The sequence below is a fragment of the Amnibacterium setariae genome (assembly GCF_003581425.1).
GTDB lineage: Bacteria > Actinomycetota > Actinomycetes > Actinomycetales > Microbacteriaceae > Amnibacterium > Amnibacterium setariae.
Genome location: NZ_QXTG01000002.1, coordinates 1,098,803 through 1,115,136, shown reverse-complemented (window position 1 = coordinate 1,115,136; position 16,334 = coordinate 1,098,803). Strand labels below are relative to the sequence as shown.

The window sequence follows — 16,334 nt, the reverse complement described above, 5'->3', positions numbered from 1 at the left end:
ACGAGGTGCTGCTCGATCCGACAGGGGCTCTAGGCCTCCGGGATCACCCGTTCGAAGCGACTCGTGTCCGCGCCGTCGGGGTCGGGGCCGTTGCGGAAGCCGGTGTCGAGCGCGTCGAGCGCCGCCATCTGCGCGTCGGTCAGCGCGAAGTCGAACACGGCGAAGTTCTCGCGGATCCGGCCCGGGTTCGTCGACTTCGGGATCGCGTTGCGCCCCTGCTGCACGTGCCAGCGGAGCATGACCTGCGCCGGCGTCCTCCCGTGCTCCTCGGCGATCGCCACGATCGTCGGGTCCTCCAGCACACTGCGGCGGCCCTCGCGGAAGCCGGGGTAGAAGGTGATCCCGCCGATCGGCGACCACGCCTGGTCGAGGATCCCGGCGGCGCGGTCCGCCTCCTGCACGTCCCGCTGCTGGAAGTACGGGTGCAGCTCGATCTGGTTCAGCGCCGGCACGACCTCGGTCTCGGCGAGCAGCCGCTCGAGGTGGTGCGGCATGAAGTTGCTGACGCCGATCGCCCGCACCCGGCCGTCGGCGAGGAGGCGCTCGAGGGCCCGGTAGGCGTCGAGGGTCTTCTCGAAGCGGTCCGGCGCGGGCTGGTGGAGGATCAGCACGTCGATCGTGTCGAAGCCGAGCTTGCCGATCGCCTTCTCGAACGCGTGCAACGTCTGGTCGTACCCGTAGTCGGAGACCCAGACCTTCGTCTCGACGACGACCTCGTCGCGGTCGAGGCCGGAGGCGCGGATGCCTTCACCGACCTCCCGCTCGTTGCCGTAGACCGCGGCGGTGTCGATGTGGCGGTAGCCGGTCTCGAGGGCGAGGCGGACCGCCTCCGTCGTCTCGTCGGGGGCGCTCTGGAAGACGCCGAAGCCGATCTCCGGCAGTTGAACGCCGTTGTTGAGCGTGAGCATGCGGATGCTCCTTCCGTGTTTCGGGGAACCGTCCGGGTTCGGACGGACGTGCTGGTCGCCTGCGGAGGCGGGTCAGTCGTCGGCGGTGGCCGCGGCCCGCTCGGTCGCCTGCAGCGTGGCGAGCAGCCGGAGCCCGTCGCTGGACGGGGTGCCCGGCTCGGCGCCGTAGACGAGCATGAGCAGGCCGGGGTCGGCGGGCAGCTCGAGCGCCTCGAAGGTGAGGTCGAGGTCGCCGACGACGGGGTGGTGCAGGCGCTTGAGGCCGGTCCGGTGGAACCGCACGTCATGGGCGGCCCAGCGGCGCCGGAACGCCTCGCTGCGGGTGGAGAGCTCGCCGATCAGGTCGGTGAGGCGCTTGTCGTAGGGGTTGCGGCCGGCGACGCCGTGAAGGGTGGCGACGGTGTCGTCGGCGGTGTGCTCCCAGTCGCGGAAGAACGTCTTCGCGGCGGGGTCGAGGAACGCGAAGCGGGCGGTGTTGACCCGGCCGGGCATCGTGAAGACGGGGGAGTAGAGCGCCCGCCCTAGCGCGTTCCCGGCGAGCAGGTCGAAGCGCTCGTTCCGCACCCACGCGGGCGCCTCGGTGATCGCGTCGAGCATCCGCTGGATCGTGGGCCGCACCGCCTCCGCCGTCCGGCGGGCGTGCGGTGCAACGGGGGAGTCGTTCGCGGCGCGGGCGAGGTCGAACAGGTGCTCCCGCTCCGCCTCGTCGAGCCGCAGCGCCCGCACGAGCGCCTCGATCACGGTGTCGGAGACGCCGGTGAGCCGCCCGCGCTCGAGCTGCGTGTAGTAGTCGACGCTGACCCCGGCGAGCATCGCGACCTCCTCACGCCGCAGCCCCTGCACCCGGCGGTTGCCGCCGAACGCGGGCAGCCCGGCCGCCTGCGGCGTCAGGCGAGCACGCCGCGAGGTGAGGAATTCGCGGATCTCGACTCGGGTGTCCATGTCCTCGACGCTAGGACCCGCGGCTGAGGCGAGGGAGGGGCTGACAGCACCCCTCGAATGCGCCGCGTCGTCGGGCCGCGTGCTTCGGAGTTACATGTCAGCCTTCACAGGCAACAAAGTTTAATTCGAGACCGTCACGCAGTCTCGGACACCAATTCAACAGCACAACTTGGGCGACCTCCGAGTGCTGCTCTCGCTGTCGCGCTTGAGGGGTGTCGGTTTCCTGGCTCCCTCTTACACCGTGACCTGAGCACCAGACGTCGGTTCGACCTCGACCTCGGCCTCTGGCGCGGTGCTCCTTGCTACCGTGCCGAGAACGCCGCACTGGGGGGTGGCGACCTCAGTCGAAATGAACGCGAGGTGTGCACTGCGATCTAAAGGAGCGTCAATTCCGTTCGTTCTCGTGAGTCGGATGGTTCCGGCGCACGAGCGTCCTCTGCCCCAACCGCCCGAATAGGGCCGGCTGTCGCCTGCTCTGGCTACGGCAGTTGGATGGCAGCGGCTTGATAATTGCGTGCAGGCAATCGATGTGGTTGGAACCGCAGATGCGACCGCTGCCACGACCTCTGCGCGCGGATTTGCTTTCACCAGCCTTCCGTTGGAGACAAATACGAGCTCGGGCTCGACGGCGGTGACCAAGGAGCGGACTAGTTCGTATGTGGCGCGGCCCGTTCCTCCCAGGCCGCCATGATGGGGCAGGACGAGGTACTGCGACTTCAACTGCGTCGGGGCAACGTCGAGGTTCTCAAACCCGACCGTGTCGAGGTCGCCTGGGATGAGAAGCAGACCTCTTCCGTCAACTCTGACTTGCGCTACAACGCTGATCGAGTTGGACGTGATTTGTCGACCAGCGCGATCCGTGGATCCCGCGCCCCTTCGACGGAAGCCAAGGCCTGGCGCGAGTAATGCGACTTCAACGGTGGGCACCCCAGTTGAGATCACTCCGCCTCTGCCGGCCTCGTCCTGCGCCTGCAAAATCCCTTGAGCGTCGAGATCGTCGAGTTGCCACACGATGTCTTCCCAAAGGTCCGAGTCCTTCCCAGAATCGCCGTTCCAGTAAATGCGTCGGACAACACGCCCGTCAGAAAGCATCGCCGAAAGTCCACGAACATGGTCGGCGTCGGCATGCGAGATTACTACGCAGTCAACCTCGGTTATGCCCTCACGATCTAAGTACTCCAGAATTGCACCGTTCGGACCCGTGTCAATCAAAACAACCGAGTCCGCAGCTCGTACAACCACACAACTCCCATGACCGACATCAAGAATGTCGACGTTGAGCAGATCGCCCAAGCCGCTAGTCGCCGTTGTCATGAATTCCAACCCGTCACATACAGATCTTCAAACCGCTGCGCTTCCAAGTTTGCAGTGGCGAAGACGCGTCTACCTTCGAGGCGGCGCGGATCTGTTCGCCACTGCTCGGGCAACTCAATCACCCTAATGTCGACTGCTTCAGCCGACCATCCTGGCACCTTGGCGAGAATGACGTTTGTGTCTGGGAGATATTCGGTGAACCGAATTAACGCTCGGCGTGGCTTGCGCTGCGGCGTGAAGCGACCGTGAATCTCGCGCTGCACAAGCCGAATGCCCTCAAGGAGCCCGTCGGGATCTAGGTCGTTGGGGCCCAACACAACCGGTAGCCATCGTCTTAGGCTGCGCAAGCGATCGACCGAGGCTCGTTCGTAACTGGTGCACAGAATTGCGGGGAAGCCTACGCGATACCATGAAGCGACAAGGTCGGCACCATCGAATGACGCGTACCCGGAAGGCTTAAGTTGATGGTCGCTTATCGCCGCGTCAGCGTTCTGAGGTCTGGAGAGATAGTCGTCGAGACTTCCTAGGGGACCAGTTTCCTCGACGACAGATCTATTCAGCAACTCGACTTGCAGTGCAATGTCCTGACGCACATCTGGATTGTCGTCGATGACCTTGATTCGTGAAATCGGAGGCAACACGTCAATCATTGACTACTCCTAGTGCTGGAAGGGATACTGTGAACTGTGCGCCGCCTAGTTCGCCGTGCGGCTGCACCTCGACGGTGCCGTTCAGGTCGAGCACTGTGTCTCGAACGATGGTCAGACCGAGTCCAGTTCCTCCAGGGCGCTGGGTTACTCCCGCCTGCCAAATTTCCTCCGGATCAATGTCGGTGATTCCTGGACCGCTGTCGTCGACATGCAAGATCCAGTTGCCGTTCTCTGAGGCTGTCCGCAGTTGGATCTTTCGTTCCACACCAGAGGTGCGCTCGAACGAACTAAGACTGTTATTCAAGAGATTCGTGACTATCGATTCCAAAGCGGCTTCGGACCCCCGCAGGAACGGCCTTCTTGTGGTTGGTATCTCGGAGGCAACAAGTACATCACGTCCGCGCAAGAACGGCTCGAACACGTCAATGATGTTCAGCACAATCTGGTCGGGTATAACTCGGCCGATGCGCCGCTTGTCCTGATTTATAAGCGAAGTCGTGGCAGAGGTGAGGACGTTGAGCGACTCAACGGCTGACCCAACGCGGCTGATAACGGAGGCGTACTTGCTCTGGTACAACTCAGGCACGTCGCGCTCCAACATGCCCTTCATTGCGTTGCTCAGTATGCTGATGCGCTTGAGAGAGTTGCCCGTTGATTCGTGAGCGAACGTTGCTGCCGTTATGCCTGCGGTCGACAAAGTGCGATATAGTTGAATCTCACGGCGTAGCGTTTCATTCTCTTGATCTCGCGATCGTTCATAGGAATCAAACGCTTTTTCGACCTCGAGACGCTTACCCTCGTCCGCTATATTCCTGATCTGGTTCCGGACGGCTTCGCTGCTGGCTCTGGCGTTTCGTGCGGCGTCCTCGCGCTTTTGCTGGCGCCTCGCTTCTGAAAGTTCTCTGCGTTTACGTGCCAGCCAGTCGAGAGCATCCGTCGCAAAGCGTCGTAGGTCGTCGAACGCGCCGGTTTCTATGAATCCGGTCCGGTCTGTCTTCTGAGGCAGTGCGTCTTTGTCGTCCTCGACCCTTAGTCGACCTATTGCGGTGTTTGTGCTCGGCCGGTCCTCCGGGCTACGCGCGCGCGAGAGGTTTAGGTCCAGCCAGTCGTTTCCCGCGTTTCCATATGGGGCAACACGCAGATCGTTCACATAGACGTGCACGCCGCCAAAGGACTGCAGCCATTCGCGCACCGCAGATAACTGCACGGGCCTGCTGGAGAAGGTCTCCTGGGAGAGGATGAAAACCCAGAAGTCGAAGAAGGTATTTGGTATCTGGTACGTCGTCGCTTGAGCTGGTTCTGTCTCCGATCGAGGTCTCGCTCGGAGGATTTCCTCGTGTTCGGCAGTCCAAAGAACGTTGCCTCGCCAGTCGGAGATTGTTGCGCGGGCGCGACCATCTTTGACTTCTGCAGATAGGTGGAAGTCTGCTTGATCGAAGTATCGATGCGCGACTTGCTCGGCGAGGTCGGCATATTCGGCGCTCAGGAGCGTTGGCTGGAAGGAGTTCGGCGTATCAGAAAACGGGTCCGCGAGAAGAACGAGGGCTCTCGCCAATCGTCGGGCCTCGATCCGTCCGATCGGATGTCGCAAGTTGTGTATTTCTATGCGCGTCCCGGGAGTTCCTGTCGCGCGGGACTGCTGAACGTCGACGGACACCTCATCGACGGTTGAAGCTTTGTCGAATAGATCCCAGTCGAGATTCACGGTGAAAGCGGGGCCGGTGGCCGTTGCCGATGTCATGACGGCTCGATGGCCAATGCGGAGGGCGGCTAGTCGGCCCAATCCCTTGTTTCCCGCCGGCACGCGGCCTAGATGAGTGCGTTCGGAGGAGCGCTTAGCTGACGCACCGAGTATAAGCCATCCATTGATGATCTCGTCGGCGCTCATGCCTCGACCGTCATCCTGGATGATGATGCAATCGGTGCCGTCAGGGTTTAGTTCAATGGTGCAGTGGAGAGCGTCTGCGTCGTACGCATTCTTTACAAGCTCCAGCAATCCCTGATCAATATTGGGATTCAGTTCCTCGCCAAGCCTCTTAAGAATGCTAGGCGCGAACCGAATGCGGGGTGTGCTGTCCTCTACGTCGTCCAAGGGATTCCTTTGACCGAACCGACCGTGAGGTGTCGGCAGGCGATTTGACTGTCGATGTATTCGCAGGAGGTACGCGAGTCGAGAATCTCCAGTAATTCCTCGCAGGCTGAGAGAGTTTGATCTCGTGGTGTGAGGACGATCAGGTGATTCTCTACGGCCAGTGGTGTTGAGGAGGTATACAAGCGCGCTCGTAAACGGGGACGCTGTCCGGGCCTGGATGTTCGATTGAGTAGGACTAGGGGTCCGAGGTGTGTTCTGCCGTCGAATCGCCGAACAAGTGATGTACCTGATGTAAGGGATCGGGCGGTCACGTATGGCACCTCTGGACCCGTCTCAGGTGTTCGGTGTGGAACCACAGGGCCGACGCGCACGTCGCACATCTCGCCGACTGTCCGGCGTTGCGATTGCATCTCGAAAGCGGGAGTCCAAGCGACGCTCGAGGGCGCTCCGACTACGACGTGAAGTAAAAAGACGTGCACGTCGGTGTCGGCATCGAATTGACCTAAAGGGATGACGGCCTGTGTGCCGCCGAGCAGCTCGACTTCGCGACGCCACTTGGCATAGCGGGAACCCGATCGGAGGACGTCCGGCAAGATCGCGAAGAGGTGTGAAGCCTCAGGCATGGCCCCGAGAGCGCGGTGCACGAAAAGTGCTGCAGCGTTCACGCGTCCTTGCGCCCACGAAGTTTGTGCCAGGACGGGTACGTATGGTGGATTCAAAAGCACGTGTGTCGCGTGTGCGACGCTGTCGCTATCTGAAAGGAAGTCCCCGTTGGATTCGCGAACGGTAATCGCACCGCCGCTCGCGATCCTCAAACGCGAAGACGCGATGCTGGCCCACTCCCTTTGCAGGTCGTTGACGTGAAATGTCGCTTCCACATGATCCCTCTGGAGGAGTGCAATGCCCGGCGTTAGGAGGTCGCCCGCGCCACAAGCTGGGTCGACGACAACAGCGTGCGAGCCCAGCGTCGGCCGGACAAGCGTCCACAACCTGTCGCTCCAGGCGGCGCCGGTGAAGAACGTTCCGGACCGTCGTAATCCCTCGAGTGAGAACTGTTGGCGTAGGACGGATGAGGTGAAGTTCGAATCAGTCAGAGCGTTCAACTGGTTCCACTCGGCCGCCGTGAACCCGCGGCTCTCCTGTGCGAGGGTGTTGATGACCGATTCAGAAGCTGCCGTCATAGGACACGGGGGGCGGTGGGCTTCATGTGCACACGCTACAAGCGGGGTCGGTCATCCAGCGCGCGACACTGGTGGTAGTCGGTGACGGTTCGAGGTCCGCCGGAGCTGAACGACACGAAGGGAGCGGCCGCGGGCGAGCTGCGATCGGCCCCCGTCTGGCAGTGGAATCGGACTGATCTGCGGCAGTGCGGACGCCCTCTGGCCCGCACGCGGTACTTGCGCCTGGCACGCGATCAGGTCGGCAGGAGTGCCGCACTGCGCTTCTCCGAACCGGGCTGTCTCGGTCGCGGCATGATCACCGACTTGGCGAACACGCCTCGGAGGGAACGAGCGTGACGCGATCGTAAAACGCGCCACGTACTGAGCCCAGCACATGTCCGCGCTATGTATGTCTGATCGGGCGAGGTCGTGCCGAGTCCGACGATCGCGTCACCGCGGTGTGCCCGGCGTAGCGGGACCTTCCACCCACCGTTCCCAACCCAATCGCATGGTGTTCCTCGATCCCGCCGTCGCCTCGTTCGCCGCACTCACCGCGCCGTTGCGGCGATTCCGAGCGGTCTGCGAAGGCGCTCACGCGTCGCGCTCGACGGTCCGCGTCAGGACCAGCAGACCGGCGATTGCAGTAAGGAGCGCCCCGCCTATGGTCGAGGCCGTCGGCAGCACGTTGAGTACGTCCTGCGCCGCGAGAAGCATGGCGACGAGCACCTGCGCTACGACCTGGATCAGCCCGGTCATCAGCGCGGCGGGACCGAGTGCGGCCAGCTGCAATCGTGACCGCACCGGTACCGCCCGCGCCAGCAGCACGAGAACCACGAGCAGGTGCAGCGCGAGGACGATGCCAGCGAGCGACGCGTCGAGGCCGGCCGGGTCACGCAGCAGCTGTCCGACGACGAGCAGCGCGACGAGCAGCCACGGCGCCGGGGTCCGGACGCGGAACGCGGCGACGACCGACAGCACGACCCCGACGACGAGCAGCAGCTCCTGCAGCACGAGCAGCGAGGCGAGGATCCCGACCAGCGCGACCGCGATCGGCAGCGCGACGCCCGGCACCCACGGGCCGATCGGGAAGACCGCGCGCACCTTGGGGCGCGTGGAGGCGCTCATCGCGGCCCCCGGTAGCGCTCGGCCTGACGGAGGAGGACGTCGCGGTCGGCGTCCTGCCACGGCACGACGGTGACGTCGAGGCGGCGGAGGCGGTCGAGGCGGTCGGTGCGTTCCAGCTGCAGGATGCGGTGCGCGAGGCGGTGCTCCTCGTCGGCGCCTTCCAGGCTCGGCGCGGGCAGCACGTCGATCGCGACGACGCGGTGGCCCGCGTTGCGCCACAGCACTGCGAGGCCCGCGACGTCCTCGTCGAGGAACGTCGACACCAGGTAGACGACCGCGGCGGTCGGCAGCACCGGCGCCTTCAACGAGCCGCCCGGGCGCGGGACGGTCTGCGTCACGACCGCGCGGACCTGCTCCAGCTTGCGCCTCCCGCCGCCGCTGCGCGCGCTCGCGCCGGTGCGGACGAGGTCGTGGAAGGCGACGCGGTCGCCCGCCTCCAGGTAGCTCGCGGCGATCGCCGCGACCGCCGGGCGGGCGAGGTCGAGCGACGCCGTGCCCTTGCGGGCCGGGCGGTTGCTGCCCCACTCGACGACCGCCGGGCCGACGTCGTCGCGGCTGTCGAGCACGATCACCGCGGCCGCCTCCGCGGTCGCGTCCATCCGCCGCACGATCAGGTCCGACTCCGGGCGCGGCGAACGGGCGGTCGCGCGCCAGTCGATGCGACGCAGCCGGTCGCCCGGTGTGAAGGGGGCGAGGTCGCGGAAGTCGAGGCCGTCGCCGAGCCGGCGCGCGGCGTGGCCGCCGGGGCGGTTCGTCAGGCGGTGCGGCAGAAGCAGGGAGGTCACCCGCTTCCGCTTCGGCGCGATCGTCGCGCGGGCGACCTTCGGGTCGAGGTGCTGCACCTGGTCGGCGCCGGCCGCGAACACCTGGCCGCTCACGCGGAGCACCTCCTGCGGGCCGCTGTGCAGGACGGGGAGGCGCGCCTCCAGGTCCTCGGCGCGCCTCGGGCTCACGACGACCGTGGTCGGCGGCTCCTCGTAGGCGCCGGCCGAGAGCACGACGAAGTCGACGCCCGCGGCGCCCTCCACCTGCACGCGGGCGACGACCTCGTCGTCCTCGACCGACACCGCGATCGCGGCGGAGGCGGCGCCGACGGGTCGGCGGAGGGTGACGGCCGCGGTGGCGGCGAGCGGCAGCCCGAGCAGGGCGACGTCCGCGCGGCCGAAGCCCAGCCCGACGCCGAGGATCACGATCGCGAGCATCCCGAGCGCGGCCCCGCCGCCGCGGCGGTGCCAGCGCTGCTGCGTCGGTGCGCTCACCGGACCCCGGCGCGGCCGACGACCGGGGGACCGGGCACCTCCGCGACCGCGTGCTGCACGACCGCGGCGGGGTCGACGCCCGACGCCCACGCCTGCGCGGTGAGCGTCAGCCGGTGCGCGAGCACGGGGACGGCGCAGCGCTTCACGTCCTCCGGCGTCACGAAGTCGCGGCCGTCGAGCACCGCGAGCGCCCGCCCGAGCAGCAGCAGCCCCTGCGAGCCGCGCGGTGAGGCGCCGACCTGCACCTGCGCGACGTTCCGCGTCGCCGCGGCGAGGTCGACGCAGTAGGTGATCACGTCGTCGTCGACGAACACCGCCTCGACCGCGGCCTGCATCGCGAGCAGCGTGCGGGCGTCGATGACGGGCGAGATCGGCGCCGCCTCGTGCCGCCGCTGCACGCGGTTCCGCAGCACCTGCGCCTCCCCGCCGCGGTCCGGGTAGCCGACGGACAGCCGCACGAGGAACCGGTCGAGCTGCGCCTCCGGCAGCGCGTACGTGCCCTCGTACTCGATGGGGTTCGAGGTCGCGACGACGTGGAAGGGGCGGGGGAGCGGCAGGCTGCGGCCCTCGATCGTGACCTGCCCCTCCGCCATCGCCTCGAGCAGCGCGGACTGCGTCTTCGGCGAGGTGCGGTTGATCTCGTCCGCGAGGAACAGGCCCGTGAAGACCGGGCCGGGGCGGAACTCGAACTCGCGGGTCGCGGGCGCGTAGACGAACGAGCCAGTGATGTCGGAGGGCAGCAGGTCCGGGGTGCACTGGAGGCGGCGGAAGTCGAGCCCGAGCGCGGTCGCGAGGCTGCGCGCCGCGAGGGTCTTGCCGAGGCCCGGCGCGTCCTCGAACAGCACGTGCCCGCCCGCGAGCACGGTGCCGAGGGCGAGCTCGAGGCCGTCGCGCATCCCGACGACGACGGTGCCGACGCGGTCGAGCACCTCCCGGCCGATCGCGGCGACGTCGGGGATGGAGAGCTGCGGGTCAGTCGGCACGGGTCGTCCTGTCTTCGGGGATCGCGCGGGCGGGGCCGAGCGGTTCGGGCGGCGGGAGGCGTTCGACGGCACGAAGTGCCGCGTCGAAGGCGCGGGGCGAGACGGGCTTCTCGCGGTCCGGGCGGAGGACCGCGAACGCGTCGGCGCCGAGGAGGGCGCTGATCGTGGCGTCGTCCTCCGGGCGCCGGAGGTCGAGGCCGTGCTCGGCGAGCCGGTGCGCGGCGATCGCCCGGACGCGGCTGATGACGATGCCCCGGATGTGGGTGCGGTGCTCGACCATCGACCAGGCGAGCTGCTCGAGGTCGCGGCGGCCGCCGGTCGACGCGTCGGCCTGCTGCGGTTCGAGGTCCGCGGGCGGCACGACGCTGCGCTGCGTCAGGAGGATCAGCACGAGCGCGAAGACGCCGCAGCCGACGGTGAGCGCGTGCGGGCCGTCGAGCCCGAGCACCCGTGCGGCGCCGCCGACCAGCCCCGCGACGAACAGCGCGATGACCGCGACGCGGACGACGACCCCGACGCTCACGCCTCCACCCGCTCCCACGACGTCTCGAGCGCCCGCAGCGCCTGCCGGGCGGCGGCCGCGTCGGCGGCGCTGATCACGTCGTCGCCGAAGCGCGCCCGGAGGTAGAGGCCGAGGAGGGTGCGCAGCGCGGCGCGGTCGGCGCCGGTGCGGCTCAGCACGCGGCCGGTGAACTCGGTCGGGGTCTCGGCGGGGGAGCGGGCGAACCCGGCGTCCTCCGCCGCCTGCTGCAGACCCAGCCAGGCGCGGACGACCGCGTCGCCCGGCTCCCGGTCCTCCTGCAGGGCGTCGATCGCGGCGGCGATCCCGCGGAGCACGGTCGGGGCGTCGGCCAGCTGCGGCTCGGCGTCGAGCGCCGCCGTGCCGCGCAGGCCGAGCCGCCGCTTGCGACCGCGGAGCGCGGAGAGGATGAGCCGGATCAGCACGACCGCGATCGCGAGCCCGATGAGCGCCGCGAGCACCAGCAGGATCGTGCCGATCACGGCGTTCAGCTCGAAGTTCCCGGGCTGCAGCGGCGGCACCCGGTTCTTCGGCGGAACGGGCGGCGGCACGTCGAACCGCTTCCCGCCGCCGGGACCGAAGAACGGAACGACGCGGGCGGGGCCCTCGAGGGCCGTGCTCAGGACGACGACCGCGGCGCCCGCGAGCACGACCGGGAGCACCCAGCGGCCGGTGGCGCGGCGGCGGGCCGGAGGCGCTCCGTCCTCCCCGTCGCGTCGGCGCACCCGCCGAGGCTAGTTGCCGCTCGGCACCGATCGGACCCGGGACCCCCGACTGCCGGGGTCAGCCGGCGGAGACGGCGCCGACCACCGCGTCGTCCGTCACGCGGAGGTTCACGCGGTCGTCCCACGTCTCCGGCGACAGCAGCCGGGCGCCGCGGTCGAGGACCCGCACCCGCAGCCCCGCCGACTCGATCAGCGCGATCGCGTCCGCGGTCGGCAGCCCGGCCAGGTCGCCCTCGTGCTCCTCGAGCCAGGCCTCGGCGCGGGTCGGCGGGCACTCCATGGTCCGAGTATGCGCGGGCGCCTACTCCTCGATGCGCGGCGCGGGCGCCTGCGGCGCCTGGGTGCCCGGCGCGCCGTAGTAGCCGACGGCGTACGGGGTGTCCGGCTCGCCCGGCGCGGCCGGCCAATCACCGACGCGGGCGTACCGGGGCGCCTCCCCGGGAGGGGCGTCGAAGCGGCGGCCGAGCGGGTTCGGGCTCAGCTGGCAGAGGATGAAGACGACCAGCGCGCCCGGCCCGGACGCGAGGTGGATGAAGAGCAGGAAGCCGGACATGTTCGCGTCGTGGAGGCGGCGGGCCTCCAGCGCGAGCCACGGGATCGCCGTCGCGAAGAACCAGCCGACGGTGAGCGCGACCCCGATCGGGAAGATCACGGGCGGCACGCCCTCGCCGTCCGACGTCGCGTACCAGAGGCCCAGGCCCCCGTACAGCAGCGTCAGGGAGAGGACGTAGACCAATCCGACGAAGAGGTAGGTCCACCAGTACTCGCGGCGGCTCGCGCGGCCGCTGAACTGCACGTACTTCTTCCAGAACCGGGCGATGGAGCCCGTGAAGTCGGCGGAGTAGTCGGGGGCCCACAGGGGCGGCGTGCTGCGCGCGTCGGACATGCGCCCAGTATCGGGAAGGGAGGGGTGCGCACCAATTCCGAGGGCGTGCGCGCGGGCGCGACCCGCGGGACACGGTGGTCGAGCCGGGCGCTCCGCGCCCGTGCCGAAAGCATCTCGGGGGCGGGGTGGTCTCGCGGCGCGGCGTGTGCAGGACTTCGCTGGATGTGCAGGACGGATCGGGCGAATCCGGCCTGCGTCCGCGACAACGGCCTGCGAATCGTGCGGGGGTGGTCCCTTCGAGAGCCTCAGGACATCGCTCGAGGCTCGCTGCGCCCGCACCTCGACCAGCGGAGGCGAGCGGGAGCCGAGGCGCGGACGCTGGCGGGGGAGCGGCGTCGGACGTCGGGTGCGGTGTGCGGGCGTAGGACCGAGGAGCGGGTGTAGGTGCGGAAGGGCCGACGCGTCCTACGGCCGCGATGCGGCCCTGCGCGCGGTGCACGTGCGTGGTCTCGAGGCTCGCTTCGCTCGCACCTCGACCAGCGGGGGCGGACGTGGCGGGGTGCGCAGCGCGGAAGAGGGCGGGGTGGTCTCGAGGCTCGCTTCGCTCGCACCTCGACCAGCGGGGGTCGCGCGGAGCGGGGCGGGGGCGGCCGGGCGCGGGGCGGGGAGGGTCAGCCCTCCGCCACCACCTCGCCTCCCACCGCTGTCGCGACGACGCGGGCCGCGCCGATCTCGTTCACCGGGGCCGCGGTGATGTCGCGGTCGAGGATCGCGAGGTCGCCCGCGAGGCCCGGCACGAGGCGGCCGGCGCGCTGCTCGTCGTGGTTCACGTACGCGCTGCCCGCCGTCGCCGCGGTCAGGGCGTCGCCGAGGGAGAGCCCCTGCTCGCCGTACAGCGGGTCCTGCCGCTCCGCGCCGTAGGCCGCCCGGTTCACCGCGACGTGGAGGATCTCGAGCGGGTTCGCCGTCGTCACCGACCAGTCGCTGCCGAACGCGATCCGAGCGCCCGCGCGGGCGAGCGAGCCGAACGGGTACTGCCAGCGGGCCGCCTCCGGGCCGAGGAACGGGATCGTCAGCTCGTCCATCTGCGGCTCGTGCGCAGCCCACAGCGGCTGGGCGTTCGCGACCGCACCGAGCGCCGCGAACCGCGGCACGTCGTCCGGGTGCACCACCTGCAGGTGCGCGAGGTGGTGCCGGGCGTCGCGCGGTCCGTTCAGGGTGCGGGCGGTCTCGATCGCGTCGAGCGCCTCCCGCACCGCTCGGTCGCCGAGCGTGTGGAGGTGGACCTGGAACCCCTCCGCGTCGAGCGCCGTCACGGCTCGCGTGAGCAGCTCGGGGTCGACGAAGCTCTTGCCGGCGTTGCCGGAGTCGTGGCCGTCGTGGTCGAGGTAGTTCCGCAGCATCGCCGCGGTGAAGTTCTCGGCGACGCCGTCCTGCATGATCTTCACGCTCGTCGCCCGGAAGCGCTCGCGGCCGGCGGCGAGGGCGCGGCGCTCGATCAGCTCCGGGACCTGCTCGAGGCCCCGGTCCCGCTCCCACCACAGCGCGCCGACGACGTGGGCGACGATCTCGCCGCGGTCGGCGAGGCGGAGGGAGGAGGCGAGCAGGTCCGGCAGGCCGTGGACGACGCCGATCATCGCGTCCTGCCAGCCGGTCACGCCCCACGCGAGCAGGCGGCGCTGCGCGATGCGGAACGCCTCGTCGATCTCGTCCTCGGTGGTCGGCGGCAGGAGGTCGGAGACGAGGTCCATCGCCCCCTCCTGCAGCATCCCGACCGGGTTCCCGGCGGCGTCGCGCTCGATGCGGCCGTCGGTCGGGTCGGGCGTCGTCGCGGTGACCCCGGCGCGCTCGAGCGCCGCGGTGCTCACCCACGCGCCGTGCCCGTCGCGGTTCGAGAGGTAGGCGGGGCGGCCGCCGGTCACGGCGTCGAGCGCGGCCGCGGTCGGGACGCCGCCCGGGAACCACTCCATCGACCAGCCGCCGCCGCGGACCCACTCGAGGTCCGGGTTCGCCGCGCTGTACGTCGCGATGCGGGCGAGCGCGTCCTCCGCGTCCCGCGCCTCCGACAGGTCGAGCCGGAGGAGGTCGATGCCCGCGTGGTACGGGTGCACGTGGCTGTCCTGGAAGCCCGGCACGACGAGGCCGCCGCGGGCGTCGAGCTCCGGGGTGCCCGGCGTCGCGCGCTCCCGGGCGTCCGTGCCGATCGCGGTGATGACGCCGCCCTGCACGAGCAGCGGCGCCTCCACGAGGCCGGTCGGGGTGAAGAGGCGGCCGTCGGCCACGAGCAGGTCTCCGGTCACGAGTCGAACCCCAGTCCCACGGCGTCGAGCGTCCGGAGGAACGCGCCGCGACGCCCCTCCCGGTGGTCCGCGCGATCCAGCGCGAAGCGGGTCGCCTGCACGGCCGGCCACGTCGCCGGCTCGGGCGGGAAGGGCAGCGGCGTCGAGCGGACCATCTCGTTGGTCGTCGCCCGCGTCTCCTTTCCCTCCAGCAGGTCGAGCATCACGTCGGCCGCGTAGTGCGTCGCCGCGACGCCGAGACCGGTGAAGCCGAGCGCGTAGGTGACCCGCCCGCCCCAGGCGGTGCCGAAGAAGGCGCAGAACCGGCTGCAGGTGTCGATCGCGCCCGCCCACCGATGGGTGAAGCGCACGTGCTCGAGCTGCGGGAACGTCGTCTGGAAGTGCCCGGCGAGCTTGCGGAACGTCTCTGGGCGCTCCTCGTACTCGGGGCGGATGCGGCCGCCGTAGTGGTAGATCGCGTCGTAGCCGCCCCAGAGGATCCGGTCGTCGTCGGTCAGCCGGTAGTAGTGGAACTGGTTCGCGCTGTCCGCGACGCCCTGCCGACCCTCCCACCCGATCGCGGCGCGGTCGGCGGCGGAGAGCGGCTCCGTCATCAGCACGTAGTCGTAGACCGGCACGGTGAAGAGGCGGAGGCGCTTCAGCAGGGTCGGGAACGCGTTCGTCGCGAGCGCGACCCGGTCGGCGCGGACCCGGGCGGCGGCGGTGCGGGCGACGACGCCGCGGTCGGCGCGCTCGATGCCGAGCACGGGGGAGTGCTCGAACAGCTCGACACCGGCGGTCGCGCAGGCGTTCGCGAGCGCGTCGACGAGGCGGGCCGGGTCGACGAGGGCGGCGTCGCGGGGGCGTTCGACGCCGGCGAGGTAGGTGGGGGAGGCGACCGCAGCGCGCATCGCGGGGCCGTCGAGGTAGAAGCCGCGGTCGCCGTCCGCGTCCTCCTCCATCCACGGGACCTGGTGCGGCTCGGTGGCGACGCCGTAGACGCCGGTGCGCTCCCAGTTCGCGTTGCGGGCGAAGCCGAGCACGTCGGCCTCCATCGCGTCGAGGTTCGCGAGGCCGTCCGCGTCGAGCGCGTCGTAGTCGGAGGCGAAGCGGGTGCGGCCGTTCGACTCCCCATGGGTGAGGCTCGCCTCCGCGAAGCCGCCGTTGCGGCCGGAGGCGGCCCAGCCGTTCGTGCGCGCCTCCAGCACGACGACGCGGGAGGCGGGGGAGCGGCGCTTCGCCTGCAGCGCGGTCCAGAGACCGGTGTAGCCGCCGCCGACCACGAGCAGGTCGCAGTCGAGGTCCGCGGTCAGCGCCGGATGGCGCTCGCCGGGCGTGCGGTCGAGCCAGAAGCTGCCCGGGCGGGTGTCCGCGAGGGCCGCGTCGACGAGTCGGGAGTCGACCGGCCGGTCGAACACGGTCTGCGGCATGCGGGCCTCCGGGCTGCGGATCCCGTCGGTGCAGACGGGCTCGAGCGAGCGTATCGATCGTCGTGTTACGTCCGCGCTACGGATTCCGTTTTGAAGGAGTTCCCGCGCGCGAGGCGCGAGA

Annotated in this window: 14 protein-coding genes; all 14 read right to left on the bottom strand. The window is 69.3% G+C overall.

The window, feature by feature from the left end; all coding sequences use genetic code 11:
* Positions 1 to 29 precede the first annotated feature (29 nt).
* Positions 30 to 908 (bottom strand): aldo/keto reductase, encoded by an 879-nt coding sequence (locus tag D1781_RS13320; RefSeq protein ID WP_119482719.1) that lies wholly within the window; start codon positions 906 to 908, stop codon positions 30 to 32.
* Positions 909 to 980: 72 nt separating this feature from the next.
* A complete protein-coding gene (locus D1781_RS13315) occupies positions 981 to 1,850 on the bottom strand; it encodes a helix-turn-helix transcriptional regulator (RefSeq protein ID WP_119482718.1) in 870 nt (289 codons plus the stop codon).
* Between the two features lie 234 nt (positions 1,851 to 2,084).
* Positions 2,085 to 3,143, bottom strand: coding sequence for a ComEC/Rec2 family competence protein (locus tag D1781_RS13310; RefSeq protein WP_158590095.1), 1,059 nt, complete (start codon positions 3,141 to 3,143; stop codon positions 2,085 to 2,087).
* 17 nt (positions 3,144 to 3,160) lie between these two features.
* Positions 3,161 to 3,814: a hypothetical protein gene (locus tag D1781_RS17360; RefSeq protein ID WP_147392097.1), complete on the bottom strand. Its 654-nt coding sequence runs from the start codon at positions 3,812 to 3,814 to the stop codon at positions 3,161 to 3,163.
* Entirely contained in the window at positions 3,807 to 5,906 is a 2,100-nt protein-coding gene (locus D1781_RS13305) for an ATP-binding protein (protein WP_119482716.1), read from the bottom strand. Before D1781_RS13305 ends, D1781_RS17360 begins: the two co-directional genes overlap by 8 nt.
* A gap of 1,751 nt (positions 5,907 to 7,657) precedes the next feature.
* Positions 7,658 to 8,191: a hypothetical protein gene (locus tag D1781_RS13295; protein WP_119482714.1), complete on the bottom strand. Its 534-nt coding sequence runs from the start codon at positions 8,189 to 8,191 to the stop codon at positions 7,658 to 7,660.
* A complete protein-coding gene (locus tag D1781_RS13290) occupies positions 8,188 to 9,450 on the bottom strand; it encodes a DUF58 domain-containing protein (protein WP_119482713.1) in 1,263 nt (420 codons plus the stop codon). The genes D1781_RS13295 and D1781_RS13290 overlap by 4 nt, the downstream gene beginning before the upstream one ends.
* Positions 9,447 to 10,433 (bottom strand): AAA family ATPase, encoded by a 987-nt coding sequence (locus D1781_RS13285; protein WP_233551337.1) that lies wholly within the window; start codon positions 10,431 to 10,433, stop codon positions 9,447 to 9,449. The genes D1781_RS13290 and D1781_RS13285 overlap by 4 nt, the downstream gene beginning before the upstream one ends.
* The gene (locus D1781_RS13280) at positions 10,423 to 10,956 is read right to left on the bottom strand and encodes a hypothetical protein (RefSeq protein ID WP_119482712.1); all 534 of its coding nucleotides are present in this window, start codon (positions 10,954 to 10,956) and stop codon (positions 10,423 to 10,425) included. The genes D1781_RS13285 and D1781_RS13280 overlap by 11 nt, the downstream gene beginning before the upstream one ends.
* Entirely contained in the window at positions 10,953 to 11,678 is a 726-nt protein-coding gene (locus D1781_RS13275) for a DUF4129 domain-containing protein (protein WP_119482711.1), read from the bottom strand. The genes D1781_RS13280 and D1781_RS13275 overlap by 4 nt, the downstream gene beginning before the upstream one ends.
* Before the next feature lie 58 nt (positions 11,679 to 11,736).
* Positions 11,737 to 11,958 carry a hypothetical protein gene (locus tag D1781_RS13270; RefSeq protein ID WP_119482710.1) on the bottom strand — a complete coding sequence of 74 codons (222 nt, stop codon included), beginning with the start codon at positions 11,956 to 11,958 and terminating at the stop codon, positions 11,737 to 11,739.
* Between the two features lie 21 nt (positions 11,959 to 11,979).
* Positions 11,980 to 12,564 carry a DUF805 domain-containing protein gene (locus tag D1781_RS13265; RefSeq protein ID WP_119482709.1) on the bottom strand — a complete coding sequence of 195 codons (585 nt, stop codon included), beginning with the start codon at positions 12,562 to 12,564 and terminating at the stop codon, positions 11,980 to 11,982.
* 611 nt (positions 12,565 to 13,175) lie between these two features.
* Positions 13,176 to 14,804: an amidohydrolase gene (locus D1781_RS13260; protein ID WP_119482708.1), complete on the bottom strand. Its 1,629-nt coding sequence runs from the start codon at positions 14,802 to 14,804 to the stop codon at positions 13,176 to 13,178.
* A complete protein-coding gene (locus tag D1781_RS13255; RefSeq protein ID WP_119482707.1) occupies positions 14,801 to 16,213 on the bottom strand; it encodes an NAD(P)/FAD-dependent oxidoreductase in 1,413 nt (470 codons plus the stop codon). The genes D1781_RS13260 and D1781_RS13255 overlap by 4 nt, the downstream gene beginning before the upstream one ends.
* Between the last annotated feature and the right edge of the window lie 121 nt (positions 16,214 to 16,334).